16 protein-coding genes and 1 pseudogene are annotated in these 15,131 nt (G+C 68.9%); 12 read left to right on the forward strand and 5 right to left on the reverse strand.

Annotated features, from left to right (window positions below):
• Positions 1 to 243: 243 nt before the first annotated feature.
• Both trxB and Q8N10_RS08710 read left to right on the forward strand, forming a co-directional pair.
• Complete coding sequence (gene trxB / locus Q8N10_RS08705) at positions 244 to 1,245, forward strand: thioredoxin-disulfide reductase (RefSeq protein WP_305663897.1); 1,002 nt, start codon at positions 244 to 246, stop codon at positions 1,243 to 1,245.
• A gap of 306 nt (positions 1,246 to 1,551) precedes the next feature.
• Positions 1,552 to 2,853: a UDP-N-acetylglucosamine 1-carboxyvinyltransferase gene (locus Q8N10_RS08710; protein WP_304778471.1), complete on the forward strand. Its 1,302-nt coding sequence runs from the start codon at positions 1,552 to 1,554 to the stop codon at positions 2,851 to 2,853.
• A gap of 43 nt (positions 2,854 to 2,896) precedes the next feature.
• Here Q8N10_RS08710 and Q8N10_RS08715 read toward each other — a convergent pair whose 3' ends face one another.
• Positions 2,897 to 3,376: a hypothetical protein gene (locus Q8N10_RS08715; protein WP_305663898.1), complete on the reverse strand. Its 480-nt coding sequence runs from the start codon at positions 3,374 to 3,376 to the stop codon at positions 2,897 to 2,899.
• 235 nt (positions 3,377 to 3,611) lie between these two features.
• On the opposite strand from Q8N10_RS08715, the pseudogene Q8N10_RS08720 reads away from it, so the two are divergent.
• From Q8N10_RS08720 to Q8N10_RS08725, 3 genes and pseudogenes are all read left to right on the forward strand, one after another.
• Positions 3,612 to 4,244, forward strand: a pseudogene (locus Q8N10_RS08720) (GyrI-like domain-containing protein); the annotation flags it as partial.
• A 7-nt stretch (positions 4,245 to 4,251) separates the two neighbouring features.
• On the forward strand, positions 4,252 to 4,440 hold the full coding sequence (locus Q8N10_RS21020) for a GyrI-like domain-containing protein (RefSeq protein ID WP_370690200.1): 189 nt from the start codon (positions 4,252 to 4,254) through the stop codon (positions 4,438 to 4,440).
• A gap of 17 nt (positions 4,441 to 4,457) precedes the next feature.
• On the forward strand, positions 4,458 to 4,943 hold the full coding sequence (locus Q8N10_RS08725; RefSeq protein WP_304778478.1) for a GNAT family N-acetyltransferase: 486 nt from the start codon (positions 4,458 to 4,460) through the stop codon (positions 4,941 to 4,943).
• Here Q8N10_RS08725 and Q8N10_RS08730 read toward each other — a convergent pair.
• A complete protein-coding gene (locus Q8N10_RS08730) occupies positions 4,940 to 6,013 on the reverse strand; it encodes a cell wall hydrolase (RefSeq protein WP_304778481.1) in 1,074 nt (357 codons plus the stop codon). The two genes, Q8N10_RS08725 and Q8N10_RS08730, sit on opposite strands and share 4 nt — an antisense overlap.
• A 403-nt stretch (positions 6,014 to 6,416) precedes the next feature.
• On the opposite strand from Q8N10_RS08730, the gene nadA reads away from it, so the two are divergent.
• The 6 genes from nadA (at position 6,417) to Q8N10_RS08760 (ending at position 11,476) form a co-directional block, all read left to right on the forward strand.
• Positions 6,417 to 7,499 (forward strand): quinolinate synthase NadA, encoded by a 1,083-nt coding sequence (nadA, locus tag Q8N10_RS08735; protein WP_304778484.1) that lies wholly within the window; start codon positions 6,417 to 6,419, stop codon positions 7,497 to 7,499.
• A gap of 1 nt (position 7,500) precedes the next feature.
• Positions 7,501 to 9,027 carry an L-aspartate oxidase gene (locus tag Q8N10_RS08740; protein WP_304778487.1) on the forward strand — a complete coding sequence of 509 codons (1,527 nt, stop codon included), beginning with the start codon at positions 7,501 to 7,503 and terminating at the stop codon, positions 9,025 to 9,027.
• Positions 9,024 to 9,869 (forward strand): carboxylating nicotinate-nucleotide diphosphorylase, encoded by an 846-nt coding sequence (gene nadC, locus Q8N10_RS08745; RefSeq protein WP_304778490.1) that lies wholly within the window; start codon positions 9,024 to 9,026, stop codon positions 9,867 to 9,869. Before Q8N10_RS08740 ends, nadC begins: the two co-directional genes overlap by 4 nt.
• A gap of 60 nt (positions 9,870 to 9,929) precedes the next feature.
• Positions 9,930 to 10,142 carry a hypothetical protein gene (locus Q8N10_RS08750; RefSeq protein WP_304778493.1) on the forward strand — a complete coding sequence of 71 codons (213 nt, stop codon included), beginning with the start codon at positions 9,930 to 9,932 and terminating at the stop codon, positions 10,140 to 10,142.
• A 1-nt stretch (position 10,143) separates the two neighbouring features.
• Complete coding sequence (locus tag Q8N10_RS08755; RefSeq protein WP_304778496.1) at positions 10,144 to 10,374, forward strand: hypothetical protein; 231 nt, start codon at positions 10,144 to 10,146, stop codon at positions 10,372 to 10,374.
• Between the two features lie 118 nt (positions 10,375 to 10,492).
• Entirely contained in the window at positions 10,493 to 11,476 is a 984-nt protein-coding gene (locus Q8N10_RS08760) for an NADP-dependent oxidoreductase (RefSeq protein WP_304778499.1), read from the forward strand.
• A gap of 90 nt (positions 11,477 to 11,566) precedes the next feature.
• Here Q8N10_RS08760 and Q8N10_RS08765 read toward each other — a convergent pair whose 3' ends face one another.
• Positions 11,567 to 12,253 carry a DJ-1/PfpI family protein gene (locus tag Q8N10_RS08765; protein ID WP_304778502.1) on the reverse strand — a complete coding sequence of 229 codons (687 nt, stop codon included), beginning with the start codon at positions 12,251 to 12,253 and terminating at the stop codon, positions 11,567 to 11,569.
• An 84-nt stretch (positions 12,254 to 12,337) separates the two neighbouring features.
• On the opposite strand from Q8N10_RS08765, the gene Q8N10_RS08770 reads away from it, so the two are divergent.
• Positions 12,338 to 13,276: a GlxA family transcriptional regulator gene (locus tag Q8N10_RS08770; protein WP_304778505.1), complete on the forward strand. Its 939-nt coding sequence runs from the start codon at positions 12,338 to 12,340 to the stop codon at positions 13,274 to 13,276.
• Here the strand turns inward: Q8N10_RS08770 and Q8N10_RS08775 are convergent.
• Complete coding sequence (locus Q8N10_RS08775; RefSeq protein WP_304778508.1) at positions 13,273 to 13,830, reverse strand: DUF1003 domain-containing protein; 558 nt, start codon at positions 13,828 to 13,830, stop codon at positions 13,273 to 13,275. The two genes, Q8N10_RS08770 and Q8N10_RS08775, sit on opposite strands and share 4 nt — an antisense overlap.
• A gap of 106 nt (positions 13,831 to 13,936) precedes the next feature.
• Positions 13,937 to 15,007, reverse strand: a complete 1,071-nt coding sequence (locus tag Q8N10_RS08780) for a cell wall hydrolase (RefSeq protein ID WP_304778511.1) — start codon at positions 15,005 to 15,007, stop codon at positions 13,937 to 13,939.
• Positions 15,008 to 15,131: the final 124 nt, after the last annotated feature.

Consider the following 15,131-nt stretch of genomic DNA (forward strand, 5'->3'; position numbering starts at 1 on the left):
CCAAGGCCACACTGCCCAGGACCGCGCCCGCCCCGGCGCCAAGGGCTGTCCCGACCCCTAGCCAGGTCCCGGTTGTGCGCAGGCTCGCCCGGCTGGCGGTTCCAGGCTGCGCCGTCGTGGCGGGTTCGGCGGCGGCCGGCGGGGGGTTGGAAGGAGCTTCAGTCATGGGCATCGAACGGCTGGGCGATCATCTTGTTGCGCCCGCGCCCTCGCGCATCGCGGAATCTTCTCTAAATAGGAGCCATGTCTGAGCCTCGCACCACACGCTGCCTCATCATCGGGTCCGGCCCCGCCGGCTATACTGCCGCGGTCTATGCGGCCCGGGCCCTTCTGAATCCCGTCCTGATCGCCGGCCTGCAGCCGGGCGGTCAGCTGACCATCACCACCGATGTGGAGAACTATCCGGGCTTCGCCGAGGCGATCCAGGGTCCCTGGCTGATGGAGCAGATGCAGGCCCAGGCCGAGCATGTGGGGACCGAGATCATCAACGATATCGTCCTGAAGGTGGACCTGTCGAAGCGGCCGTTCCGACTGGAGTGCGATTCCGGCCAGGTGTGGCTGGCCGAGACCCTGATCATCGCCACCGGCGCCCAGGCCAAGTGGCTGGGCCTGGAGAGCGAGCAGAAATTCCAGGGGTTCGGCGTCTCGGCCTGCGCCACCTGCGACGGCTTCTTCTATCGCGGCAAGGACGTGGTGGTGGTGGGCGGCGGCAACACCGCGGTGGAGGAGGCCCTGTTCCTCACCAACTTCGCCGCCAAGGTCACCGTCGTTCACCGCAAGGACGAGTTCCGCGCCGAGAAAATCCTGCAGGAGCGCCTGTTCGCCAACCCCAAGATCGAGGTGATCTGGGACAGCTCGGTCGTCGAGGTGACCGGCGACAGCGACCCCATGGGGGTGACCGGCGTTCGCCTGAAGAACGTCAAGACCGGTGAGACCCAGGACGTGGCCTGCGACGGCGTCTTCATCGCCATTGGCCACGCCCCCGCCTCCGAGCTCTTCAAAGGCCAGCTGGAGATGGACGCCTCTGGCTATCTGAAGGTCAAGGCCGGCACGACCTCCACCGCGGTCACCGGTGTCTATGCGGCGGGCGACGTCACCGACGACGTCTACCGCCAGGCCGTCACCGCGGCGGGCATGGGCTGCATGGCCGCCCTGGAAGCCGTGCGGCTGCTGGCCGAGGAAGACCACGCCAAGGCCCACAACCCGATCAGCCACCACGAGGCCGAGAAGATCGGGACCTGGTGACGCTCTTCGCCGGTCGTCCGTGGGTCACCGAGGCCGTGGTCAGACACCCCTCTGACCCTTCTCCCCTTGCGGGAGAAGGTGGCGTGCGCAGGCACGCCGGATGAGGGGTCGCGCTTGCCTCGACGGGCGCTCCTGTGATCTAGCCGAAAAGGTCGGCGCGACCCCTCATCCGACCCTGCTCCGCAGGGCCACCTTCTCCCGCAAGGGGAGAAGGAACGGCTGGGGCGGCCCTCCAACCTCGTCATCATCGCGTCGCCCCCGAATGATTTTCACGACCTTCGCCCGAAGCCAACGAGGCTGCCATCCATGACCAACCTGATCGTGAGAGGCGGACGCGCCCTGCGCGGAACCATCACGCCCTCGGCCAACAAGAACGCCGTGCTGCCGATCCTGTGCGCCACCCTGCTGACCGATCAGCCGATCGTCCTGCACCGCGTCCCGGACATAACAGACGTTCGCAAGATCCTGGATTTCTTCGGAAATCTGGGCTCCTCCGTGGACATGGACTACGCCACGGGCACCCTGAAACTGCGCCATGGCGAGGGCCTGGACCCGAAGGCCGCGCACCTGCCGCTGGGCATGCGCTCGACCCTGATGCTGATCCCCGCCCTGCTCTACCGGTTCGGCGGGGCCAGTATCGAGGAGGACGTCACCGGCTGCACGCTGGGGGTCCGCGAGATCGACCCGCACATCGAGGTCTTCGAGAGCTTCGGCGCCCAGATCGACCGCAAGCCCGAGGCCATCTACATCAAGACCCCCAAGGGGTTCGCCACCACCGACCACTGGCTGGACTACGCCTCGGTCACCACCACCGAGAACTTCATCCTCTGCGCCGCCACCGCCAAGGGACGGTCGCAGCTGACCAACGCCGCCTGCGAGCCGCACGTTCAGGAGTTCTGCGGGTTCCTCGAGAAGATGGGCGCCCGGCTCGAGGGGGTCGGCGGTTCGCGGATCGCCGTCGAGGGGGTCGCGAGCCTGTCGGGCGCGGAGTTCACCTTCGCCGACGACTTCCACGAGGTGGCCACCTTCCTGGCCATGGGCGCCATGACCGGCGGCGATATCGCGGTGAAGAACGGCTCGGTGGACCAGTTCCCCCTGCTGGACCGCACCTTCGCCAAGTTCGGCGTCGAGATCACCCACAAGGACGGCTGGAGCCGCGCCAAGGTCGACGGCGGCGGCATGCGGGTGCGCCAGCCCTTCACCGCCAACATCCTGCAGAAGGTGGAGGCCGCGCCCTGGCCCTATGTGCCGGCTGACCTGCTGCCGATCTTCGTCGCGCTCGGCGTGCGCTCCGAAGGCCAGTGCATGTTCTGGAACAAGGTCTATGAGGGCGCGCTGGGCTGGTCCTCGGAACTGGGCAAGTTCGGCGCCCACTCCCTGCTGTGCGACCCCCACCGCCTGATCACCTTCGGCGGCAAGCCGCTGGTGCCGGCGCAGGTCGAGAGCCCCTACATCATCCGCGTGGCCATCGCGCTGTTCATGCTGGCCGCCAGCATCGAGGGCGAAAGCACCATCCTCAACGCCACCCCCATCCAGCGCGCCCACCCGAAGTTCGTCGAGAACCTCAATGCGCTGGGGGCCGACGTGTCCTGGGTGGCGGGGGACTGATCGATCTCGCAGGCCCAGCCGCCCTGTTCCTGTCGGGCGGCGATTACCGATATTCGGTGAGGGTTCGCACATGGACATCGCAAGCGGCGCCATCCGACGTTCTAAGAGATTTGGCGGCCGCGCGGCTGGCTATGTCGATGACGACCATTCGACAGGCCGGGGCCGTAATTTGCTGGGTGACCGCGTAGCTTCTCCCCGGCTCCGCCAGGAAAGTCGCAGCCCCTACGCAACCTTGCTTTTGCATCTCGACGGTGAAGCCGCCCGGCGCATTACCAATGCCCGTGACGTTGTCGAAATTCGTTCCAGCCACGACCGTGACCCGCTCATTGCCTGGAACCCGGAGCGAACGTGAATCGGGGCTTGTCCAAAGGAAGCTGCCGGCATGCCTCAGGTCGGCGCAATTGCCCGCGTTGGCGAGGAAGTAAGCTTGGCTGCCAGTCTTGAACGCGCTTGAGACGTAACCCTTTGAAAAAGTGATGGTCGCAGAAGTCGGTGAGGCTGCCACGCTCTCGTAGTTCTTCACGGGTGCAACGCACCCCCCACCAAGTATAAGAAGAGCTGAGAGCGTGGATTTGGTGAATAAATTCAAGACAATTCCATCCTTCGGCCTCGACCAGAATGCTCGATGACATTTCAGCAAAGACTAATCTCATCCGGCGAGACGAAGTCAATCGCCGGTTGCGGCTTGCGGCGAGGCGGAAATGCCAATCAACCAAGTTCGCAAGCGCGATCAATCGGCTCTGCGCTAACCTCTTCCCATGAACCGGCCCGTCACCCGTGAGAGCTACGCCCAGCGCCTGAACCGGGTGGCCGAGCACATCTGGGCGCATCTGGATGAGCCCCTGGACCTGACGGTGCTGGCCGAGGCGGCCTGCCTGTCGCCGTTCCATTTCCATCGTATCTACCGGACGATGATCGGCGAGACCGTCATCGAGACGGTGAGCCGCCTGCGACTGCAGCGGGCCTCCATGGAGCTGGCGCGCAGCCAGGCGCCGATCGCCGAGATCGCACGGCGCGCCGGCTATGGCTCCAACCCCGCCTTCACCCGCGCCTTCCGCGCCGCCTACGACCTTGCGCCCGCCGCCTTTCGAGCGACCCGGCGCGCCGAAACTGGAGCTCCAGCCATGCCCGTCGAAGTTCAGGACCGCCCCGCCATGCGCATCGCCACCGTGCCCCACAGAGGACCGCCGCAGCAGATCGGCCAGGCCTTCGACCGGCTGATGGCCTGGGCCGGGCCCAAGGGCGTGGTCATGCCGCCCGCCGTGGGCGTCGCGGTCTATCTGGACGACATGTCGGTGGTCCCGCCCGCCGACCAGCGCGCCCTGGCCGGCCTCACGGTGAGCCCTGAGGTCGGGACCGACGATACGGTGACGATCCACGAGGTCGCCGCCGGCCGCTATGCCCGTGCTGCTGTACAAGGGCCCCTACGCCCAGATCGGCCAGGGCTACGAGGAGCTGTTCGCCTGGCTGCCCACCAGCGGCGAGGAGCCGGCCAACGCCCCCTGCGTCGAGGTCAACCTCAATGACCCGCGAAAGACCGCGCCCGCCGACCTGCTGACGGAGCTGTGCCTTCCCCTGAAGCCCTGAGCGGGTAAGCTGGCGGGATGATCCGACACGCCAAACCCGCCGACCACGCCGCCATCCGCGAGATCAACATCGCCGCCTTTGGCAAGCCCGACGAGGCTGACCTGGTGGAGCGCCTGCGCGCCGATGGCGACAAGGTCTTCGAGCTGGTGGCCGACGAGGACGGCGTCGTGGTGGGCCACATCTTCTACAGCCGGCTGTGGGCCGACAGCGTCAACATGTACGCCGCCCTGGCGCCCATGGCCGTCCGCCCTGACCTGCAGAGGTCCGGGGTCGGCTCGCGGCTGGTGAAGGCCTCTCTCGACACCGCCCGCGAGTTCGGGACCCACGCGGTCGTCGTGCTCGGCCACCCGACATATTACCCGAAGTTCGGCTTCACCCCGGAGGCGGCGGCCAAGCTGAAGGCCCCCTACTCCGGCAGCCCCGCCTTCATGGCCCTGGAGATCGAGGACGGCGCCCTGGCCGAACCCGTGCTGGTGGCCTACCCCGACGCCTTCGGAAACTAGTCCGGCGCGGGAACCCCCAGCGGCGCGGCGGGGGTGGCCACCGGGGCTTCCATGGCCGCCAGGGACTCGTTGATCTTCTTGATCTCCTCCGGCGTCGGCTTGCGGCGCGGGGCGAAGATGGTCCCCAGGACGCGGGTGCGTTCGCCGCCGGCCGCCAGGGGATCGACGACGTTGTAGGTGCGCACCTCGCCCCCCACCGAAAGCGTGATCTTGCGGCCGGCCGGCACGCCCTGCCCCTCCGGATCGAGCAGCCCCTGGGTGCGCTGGTCGAGGCTGCCGAGGATGGCCGCCGACAGGTTGGACTCTCCCCCGGCGTAGCGGCCGGTGAAGGCCGGCGGCTCGCCCCAGGGACCGGTCCAGCGGTAGAAGATGTGCGCCCCGATCTGCTTCATCTTCACCAGGGTGGGCGCCCAGTAGGGGGCGACATACTGGGCATGGTAGTGGGTCGCCGAACCCACGCCCTTGGCGACGAAACCGTTGAGAGCGCGGCGGGCCACGTCCTGGGCCTGCCGCCAGCGGCCGACCTCCGGGGCGTATTGCAACGCCCCGTCGCAGGTGAAGGTGAACTGGCACCCGGTGGTCCGGGCCGAGCCTTGATAGACCACGCCGCACACCGACTTCGGATAGGCCGGATGGCGCAGGCGGTTCAGCACTACCTGGGCCACGGCCTCCTGCCCGAGCTGTGGCTCGCGGGCGGATTCGTAATAGACGGCCTGGGCCAGGCACAGCAGGGCGCGGTCGCCGTCCCGGGTGGCGACGTCCAGCTTGAAGGGCTTCATGGGCCGGATCGGCAGGTGGGAGAAGGGCCGCAGCGCGTTGATGTCCTCGGCCAGGGCGTCCACCGCCGTGCCGAAGCCGAGGTCGGGCGGGGTGCGGATATCCAGGCTGGACCAGCCCTCCGGCCGGCCCCAGAGATCGGCGCCATGGCGGGGATCGTGCCGACGGGCCAGGGCCAGCATGGCCGGGTCCATGTCGGCGGTCAGCCGCGCCAGGCCCTTGTCGGACAGGGTCTCGCTGACGCTCGCCACGCCCTGCAGCCGCCCGGCCCCGCGCGGCACATAGTAGGTCACGCACCCGGCCAGCAGGACCGCGAGCGCGGCCAGGGCCAGGCCGGCGCGGTGACAGGGAGGAAGGCGGAGGCTCAGCGTCGGGTCTTTCGATCGTTTCCGGGGTCACAGTGTAGCAAGGAAGAGGGCGAAGGTTCGACGGTGAACCCGTGGCCGGGCCCAGGAGCCATTATCCCCCGCCGCGCGTCCCGGCCAGCCGTCCCGGCGCGACGCGCGCCTCGGACGCGTCAGGGGATCCTCGCGCCGTCCGCTGAAGATCCCCTTGCCGGAGCGCGAACACGGGGCTATATGTCTGTTATTGGGTTTTGCTCCAATTGAGCATATCCATCACGCCGAGGGTGCCGAGAGTGTTCCCCGGCGTTTTTGAGGCGGAAGAAATGCTCAATGTGAGCATAAGGAGGGCCAGATGGCCGACGGGTTCCAATTCGCGTTCACGCCTGAGGTCGACAAGGCCACCCAGCCGCTTTGGGAAAAGGTGAAGGGCCACATCACGCCCATGGAATGGCGCCTCCAGGCCCCGCTGATCGCCGAGATCAACCGCCTGAAGCGCGAGAAGAACGCGGTCATCCTGGCCCACAACTACATGACGCCCGACATCTTCCACGGGGTCGGCGACTATGTCGGCGACAGCCTGGGCCTGGCCAAGGAAGCCGCCAAGTCGGACGCCAAGATCATCGTCCAGGCCGGCGTGCACTTCATGGCGGAGACCTCCAAGATCCTGTCGCCAGAGAAGACGGTGCTGATCCCGGACCTGCGCGCCGGCTGCAGCCTGGCCTCCTCGATCACCGGCGCCGACGTGCGCCTGATCAAGCAGCGCTATCCCGGCCTGCCGGTGGTCACCTACGTCAACACCACCGCCGACGTGAAGGCCGAGACCGACGTCTGCTGCACCAGCGCCAACGCCGTCCAGGTGGTGGAGCATGTGGCGCGCGAGTGGGGCGTCGACCGGGTGATCCTGATCCCCGACGAGTTCCTGGCCCGCAACGTGGCGCGTCAGACCGACATCAAGATCATCGCCTGGCAGGGCCGCTGCGAGGTGCATGAACGCTTCACCGCCGCCGACATCCTGGAGCTGAAGGCCGCCTATCCCAACGCCCAGATCCTGGCCCACCCGGAATGCCCGGCCGAGGTGCTGGAAGTGTCGGACTTCGCCGGTTCGACCGCGGCGATGAACGACTACGTCCTGACGCGGAAGCCCAAGCAGGTGGTGCTGATCACCGAATGCTCCATGGCCGACAACGTCGCCGTCGACGCCATCGACACCGAGTTCGTGCGCCCCTGCAACCTGTGCCCGCACATGAAGCGGATCACGCTGGAAAACATCTACGAGAGCCTGGTCCACAACCGCTACGAGGTGACCGTCGATCCGGCCATCGCCGCCCGCGCTCGCGTGGCCGTGCAACGGATGATCGACCTGCCGCCGCCCCTGGTCCCGGCCCGCTACGACCTGGTGAAGGCCCGCCACCACGTGGACGTGGAGCTGATCTGAGGTGGCCGACCGGATCCACCATGACGGCGTCCTGATCGTCGGCGCGGGCCTGGCTGGCCTGAGCGCGGCCCTGGCCGCCGCGCCGCGCAGCGTCCTGCTGCTCACCGGCGCCCCCCTGAACCAGGGCTGCTCGTCGGCCTGGGCGCAAGGGGGGATGGCGGCGGCCTTGTCGGCTGACGACGCGCCCGCCCTGCACGCCGCCGACACCATCGCGGCGGGCGCGGGCCTGGTGGATTCCGCCATGGCCCACCTGCTGGCCAAGGAAGGCCCGGCCGCCGTGCGCCACCTGGCGGCCCTGGGGGCCCCCTTCGACCGCGACGCCGCCGGCGACTTCGCCACCAGCCTGGAGGCCGCCCACTCCCGCAGCCGCGTGGCCCGGGTGAAGGGCGACCAGGCCGGCCGCGCGATCATGGAGGCGGTCGTCCAGACGGCTCTTTCTTCACGGCACATCGAGGTCCGGGCCGGCATGCGCCTGCGCGGCGTGCTGCACGACCTGAGCGGCCGGGTTCGCGGCGTCGTGGCCGAAGAGGGCGGACGCCTGATCGAGATCACCGCGCCAGCCACCCTGTTCGCCACCGGCGGCATCGGCGGCCTCTACGCGGTCACCACCACCCCAGCCGAACTACAGGGCGAGGGCCTGGCCCTGGCGGCCCTGGCCGGCGCCACCATCGCCGATCCCGAGTTCGTGCAGTTCCACCCCACGGCCATCGATATCGGCCGTGATCCCGCCCCCCTGGCCACCGAGGCCCTGCGCGGCGAGGGGGCCCGGCTGATCAATGCGGCGGGCGAGTTCTTCATGGCCGGCTACCACCCGGACGCCGAGCTGGCGCCACGCGACGTGGTGGCCCGCGCCATCCATGCCGAGCTGGCCGCCGGCCGAGGCGCCTTCCTGGACGCTCGCGCCGCCGTCGGCGATCACTTCCCCGAGGAGTTTCCCGCCGTCTACGCCGCCTGCCTGTCGGGCGGCGTCGATCCACGCGTACAGCCGATCCCCGTTGCGCCAGCCTGCCACTACCACATGGGCGGCATCGTCACCGACGCCAACGGCCAGACCTCCCTGGAGGGGCTGTTCGCGGCCGGCGAGTGCGCGTCCACCGGCGTGCACGGCGCCAATCGCCTGGCGTCCAACTCCCTGCTTGAGGCCGCCGTCTTCGGGACCCGCGCTGGCAAGGCGGCCCGCGAGCAACGCGAGGCCCCCTCCGGTCCCCTGCGCCGCATCCTGACCCCGGACCTGCCGGCGCAGGCCCTGGCCGCCCTGCGCATCGGCATGAGCCGCGACGCCGGCGTGGTCCGCGACGGCGCCGGCCTCACCAACCTGCTTTCCGAGATCGATCGCTTCGAGGCCGCCCACGGCCGCGCCGGCCCCCTGGTGGCCGCCCGCCTGACAGCCCAGTGCGCCCTGGACCGCAAGGAAAGCCGGGGCGGCCATTACCGCTCCGACTTCCCTGAGCCCCTGCCCCCCAAGCGGACCTTCGTCACCTTCGCCGACCTCAAGTCGGATGACCCTCTCAGTTTAGCGGCCGAATGATCCAACCCCTCCCCGACCTGCTGATCGAACCCACCGTCCGCGCCGCGCTTGCCGAAGACCTCGGCCGGGCGGGGGACATCACGGCCCAGGCCTGCATCGACGCCGACGCCGAGATGAGCGTGGTCTTCGCCACCCGGCAGAGCGGCGTGGTGGCGGGCCTGGCCTGCGCGCGCCTGGCGATCCTGGCCCTCGACCCCAAGGCCAGCTTCGAGGCCGTGGTGGAGGACGGCGCCAGCGTCGAGGCTGGCGCGGTCCTGGCCAAGGTCACCGGCAATGCACGCGCCATCCTGTCGGCCGAACGCACGGCCTTGAACCTGATGGGCCGCCTGTCCGGGGTCGCCACCCTGACGCGGGCCTATGTCGACCAGACCCAGGGCACCGCCGCCCGCATTGTCGACACCCGCAAGACCACGCCGGGCCTGCGCCACCTGGAGAAATACGCGGTGCGCTGCGGCGGCGGGGTCAACCACCGCTTCGGGCTGGATGACGCCATCCTGATCAAGGACAACCATGTCGCGGCCTGCGGCGGGGTCGCCAATGCGCTCAAACGCGCGCGGGCCTTCGCCGGCCACCTCACCAAGGTGGAGCTGGAGGTCGACAGCCTGGAGCAGCTTCGCGAAGCCCTGCCGCACGGCGCCGACGTGATCATGCTGGACAATTTCAGTCCCGACGACCTGAAGACCGCCGTGGCCCTGGCCGGCGACAAGGTGGTGCTGGAGGCCTCGGGCGGTGTGAACCTGCAGACGGTGCGCGCCATCGCGCAAAGCGGCGTCCAGGTGATCAGCGTCGGCGCCCTGACCCACTCGGCGCCGGTGCTCGACATCGGCCTCGACGCCGTCTGAATTCTCGGAACAAGGCGGCGGCCGGTCGGTTCTCTTCTCAAGCAAGAGGAGATCAAGACCATGTCCAAAGCCCCTCCCATTCCGCCGGAACAGCAGTCCTTCAAGGGCGAGAAGCCCGACATCACTGGGGCCAACCAAGGCCGCCGTGACCAGCAGACCGGCCTGCAGTCCACCGAGACCGGCGACGGTGACGTGAACCTGCGCGAGCAAGGCCGCCAGGGGAACATCCACCAGAACGTCGACAGCGTGCAGCACAAGGTTCAGGACCGCTGACATGCCTGAGAAACACCCCAACACCGAACGCTGGGGCGGCCCGGGCGCGAGCCACGAGGACGCCTCCAAGCCGCAACCGCCCAAGATCGATCCCCGCGCGCCGGGCGAGCCCACCAACACCCCCTTCAGCCACGTCTCCGGAGGCGGCGGTGAGCGTGACCGACACCACGCCCATGACGTGAAGGGCAAACGCGATACACAGGAAAACAGCGCCGAGCGCGCCAAACCATGACCCGCTCAAGCCCGCCCTGACCGGCGGGCTTGAGTTTTTCTGGCGTGACCGCGGCGGCTTGCGGGACTACCTCCAAACGATTGTTTGAATTCATTCCAGTCTCGCCAGGAAGTTTCCCATGACCACCGCCCGCCAGATCCACCTCGTCCGCCGCCCCAACGGCAAGCCGGTGCTTGAGGACTTCGCCCTGGTGGAGGCCCCCGTCGCCGACGCCGCCGAGGGCGAGATCCAGGTCACGGCCCTGCTGATGTCGGTGGACCCCTACATGCGGCCGCGCCTCGACGCCGATCAGGCCTTGGACGCGCCGTTGCTGGGCGGCGGCATCGGCCGGGTGACCCAGTCGAAGAACCCCAAGTTCAAGGAGGGTGACCTGGTCCGCCACGGCGCCGGCTTCCGCGAGACCTTCGTCTCTGACGGGCGCGGCGTCTCGGTGCTGAACCGCGATCCGGACCTGCCGCTGAGCGTCTATATGCACGCGCTCGGCGGCACCGGCATCACCGCCTATGGCGGCCTGCTGGGCACCGGCGCCCTGAAGGACGGCGAGCAGGTCTTCGTCTCCACCGCCGGCGGGGCGGTGGGCTCGGTCGTGGCCCAGATCGCCAAGATCAAGGGCTGCTACGTGGTGGGCTCCACCGGGACCGACGAGAAGGCCGCCTGGCTGAAGGGCGAGGTCGGGATCGACGCGGTGATCAACTACAAGAAAGAGAACCTGGCCGAGGCCCTGAAGGCGGCCACGCCCAAGGGCATCGACGTCTATTTCGAGAATGTCGGCGGCGCGCACCTGGACGCCGCCCTGCCCCGCATGAACGTGCGCGGCCGCATCCCGGTCTGCGGCATGATCTCCACCTATAACGGCGACGGCGAAGGGGTGAAGAACCTATTCTCCCTGATCTATGGCCGCATCCGCATGGAGGGCTTCGTCGCCGGCGACTTCCCGCACATGAACGCCGACTTCCTGGCCGACATGACAGGTTGGCTGAAGTCGGGTCAGATCAAGTACCAGGAGACCATCCTGGACGGCTTCGAGCGTGCGCCGGAAGGTCTGATCGGTCTGTTCGACGGCCTGAACAACGGCAAGATGCTGATCCACATCGCCGACTAGGCGTTCCTCGGCGCTAGGCCCACCTTCCGGCGTTGGACGCCGTCCACTCCCCGGCCTGGCCGGGAGGTGGACGTCAGCGCGACCCAACCCTTAGACGGCTTCCAGCCGGCGGGCGGCTTCCTCGGCCGCCTCCTGGCGCTCGCCCATGGCCCCGGCCATCATGGCTCTCACCGCCGCCAGGATCTCCGGCGGGGCGGTGTCCGGGGTCCCGGCGTTGAACGGCGGGGCGGGGGAATATTCCAGCCCAAGCTGCAGGGACTGGGCGAGCGCATCGCCCGCCAGCTCGGCCACCATGGTGAAGGCGAAGTCCAGGCCCGCGGTCACCCCGCCGCCGGTGATGATATTGCCATCGCGGACCACACGGCCCTCGGTGACAATGACGCCGAAGGGCTTCAGCTGGTCCTTCCAGGCCCAGTGGCAGGTGGCGCGCTTGCCCTTCAGCAGGCCGGTGGCCGCCAGGATCAGCGAGCCGGTGCAGACGCTGGTGAGGTACTTCGCCCCGCCTGCCAGCCGCTTGATGTGGCTCATGAAGGCCTCGTCCAGCATGGCCGCGCTGGTCCCGAAGCCGCCGGGCACGCAGATCACGTCGCAGGTCTCGACCTGAGCGAGGTCGGCCAGGTTGGTGAAGGTCAGTCCGTCGGCCTCGATGTCGGCGCCGCCCATGGAGGCGACGATGATCTTCGCGCCGGGCACGCGACACAAGACCTGCTGCGGGCCGGTGAAGTCGAGGTGGGTGACGCCCGGATAGAGTGGGAAGACGATGACGAGGTCGGACATGGCGGGGTCTCCCTGCAAGTTGACGACTCCAGGGTCGCAGGCCTAGCGTCCGTCTGAAATGACAATCTTACCTCGGATTCAGCCATGCCCCGGCAAATTGGCTTCCTGATCTTCCCCGACTTCCAGCTGCTGGACGCGGCCGGGCCGCTGGGCGCCTTCGAGATCGCCGGGCGCTACGTGCCGGGCGCCTACAGCCTGAAGGTGATGGCGGCGGAGCCGGGGATGGTCGCCAGTTCGGCCGCCGCCGGCATGGGCGCCGGAGCGCTGGACGAAGATCTCGACACCCTGGTGATCTCCGGCGGCATCGGGGCCAGCCAGGCGTCGAAGGACCCCGCGACCAAGGCCTATATCCAGCGGGTGGCGGCCAGGGCGAGGCGGACGGCCAGCGTCTGTTCGGGCGCCTATCTGCTGGCCGAGGCCGGCCTGCTGGACGGCAAGCTCGCCACCACCCACTGGGCCCGCAGCGCAGAACTGCAGAAGCGTTATCCCAAGGTCCGGGTGGAGGCCGACCGCATCTTCGTCCGGGACGGGGCGATCTGGACCTCGGCGGGGATCACGGCGGGGATCGACCTGTCCCTGGCCCTCATCGCGCAGGACCTGGGCGAGGACATCGCCCGCAAGACCGCCCAGACCCTGGTGGTCTATCACCGGCGGCCGGGCGGCCAGTCGCAGTTCTCGGCCCTGATCGAGATGGGCGGCCAGGGTGGCCGGTTCGCGGGCCTGCTGGACTGGATGCGCGAGCATCTGGACCAGCCGCTCACCGTCGACCAGCTGGCCGACCGGGCCGCCATGAGCCCCCGCCACTTCGCCCGCGCCTTCGCCGCCGAGACCGGAATGACGCCGGCCAAGGCTGTGGAGCGCCTACGCCTGGAGACCGCGCGCGAGCGGGTGGAGGCCTCCTCCGATCCCATCGACCGCGTGGCCGAAACCGTGGGGTTCGGCGACCCCGAGCGGATGCGCCGCGCCTTCCTCCGCGCCTTCGGCCAGCCGCCCCAGGCCCTGCGGCGGGCGGCGCGGGCCTAGCCCCGCATCGCCTTCAGTTCGGCCATGTCGCGCTTGAGCAGGTTCAGGGTCTCGGTCTGGGCCTTGATCACCTTGACCAGGTCCTCGCTGCGCAGGGCGTCGAGCTTGTCGTGCAGGTGCATGATCTCCAGCTCGGCGCGCAGGTTCACGACATAGTCGTGCTCGGCGTTCACGCGGTCGCGCGCCGCGGCGCGGTTCTGGCTCATCATGATCACCGGCGCCTGCAGGGCCGCGATCATCGACATCATCAGGTTCAGGAAAATGAAGGGGTAGGGATCGAAGGTCAGATTCCCGGCCAGGACGTTCCAGGTCACCCAGGCGGTGAGCACCCCCAGGAAACTGAAGATGAAGGTCCACGATCCGCCAACCGCGGCGATGGTGTCGGCCAACCTCTGCCAGTAGGTGCGGTCGTCCCCCGTCAGCTTGGGGTTCAGCCCGCTCGGCTGCTCGGTGGCGATCAGGTCGATGACGCTTCGCTGCACCGGCGTCAGCTGATCGTAGCTGACTCCGAGCAGGGCCTGGGCCAGTTCGGCGTTGTGATCTCCGGCGTGCATGAACGCTCCTTCGGTCGCGTTGGGCGAAGGGCGAGCTTCGGCTAGCGCCCAGCCCCACCGCAAGCCGCAGTGCGCCCGTCAGGCGCCCGTAATACGGCGAGGCCGATCAGGAAGCGCTGGCGACCTTCGGGGCCACGGGCTCGGCGGGCTTGATTTGGCTGACCGGGGTCAACCTGCCCTTCTCAGCCTTGGCTTCCAGGGAAGGCGTGGCCGGCGCGGCCGCCGGTTCCGGGGTGGCCTGCTGCGCCGTTTCGGAGGGTCCAGAGACCACCACCGCCGACGTCAGGCGGAAGTCCGGCGCACCCGCCTGGGCCGGCATCGGCGTCAGGCTGGCATAGACGGTCTCGGCGGCGGGCGTCTCATGATGGCCAGCCCGGCTGTCGGCGACATAGGTCGCAGGCGCCGCGCCACGGCCGAAGCGGTAGAAGATGTGGGTCCCGACCTGGGCCACCCGAACCATGCGGGCGCCCCAGTTGGGGGAGACGCCGGTGGTGTGGAAGCTGGTGGCGTCGCCCACCGAGGCCATCAGGCCTCCCGACAGGGCGCGACCGGCGACCTGCTTGGCGCGGTTCCAGGCGACGACCTCGCGGCCCCGACGCATGGAGCCGTCGCAGGCGAAGCTGAACTGGCATCCGCGAGCCCGGGCGGCGCCCTGGAACACGACACCGCAGACGCTCTTGGGATAGGCCGGATGGCGCACGCGGTTCAGCACCACCTGGGCCACGGCCTGCTGGCCGACGGCGGTCTCGCCGCGGGCTTCGAAATAGACGGCCTGGGTCAGGCACTCCAGCTCGCGCGAGGTCTCCAGCATGCCGGCCATGCGGAACGGCGGCGCCGACGGGACCAGGGGACCGGCGAAGGCGGCGCGCAGCACGACGGCAGACGCCGGGTTGCGGTCGCGCTTTTCCAGCCGGGCGGCGAGGATCGCGGACTGGCGGTCGCGCTCGGCGTCGCCGGCCACGGTGAAGGGGTCATGACGGCGCGCCACGGCCAGGATTCCAGGATCCATGTCGGCGGCTTCGCGCTGAAGAACGGCTTCCGAAAAGCCCCCGGCGGCGGCTTCGGCCAGGCGGGCCGTACGTTGGTGGTCGGTGGTGGCGCGCGCCATCCCGCCGGCCAGATAGGCGGCGCCGAGGCCCAGGCCGACGCCCGAACCCAGCAGCACAGCACTGGTCAACGCACGCCAATCGGCGCGCGCCTGAGGTTTGGATAGCAAAGGATGGTTGTCCCGTGTGGCGAAGGCGGAAGCGCCCCCAGACATCGTTTGCTGCTCGACGCCCCTGCACGTGCTGGCGGCGTTC

Origin of the sequence: Phenylobacterium sp. (assembly GCF_030693625.1) — a bacterium.
Lineage (GTDB): Bacteria > Pseudomonadota > Alphaproteobacteria > Caulobacterales > Caulobacteraceae > Phenylobacterium > Phenylobacterium ferrooxidans.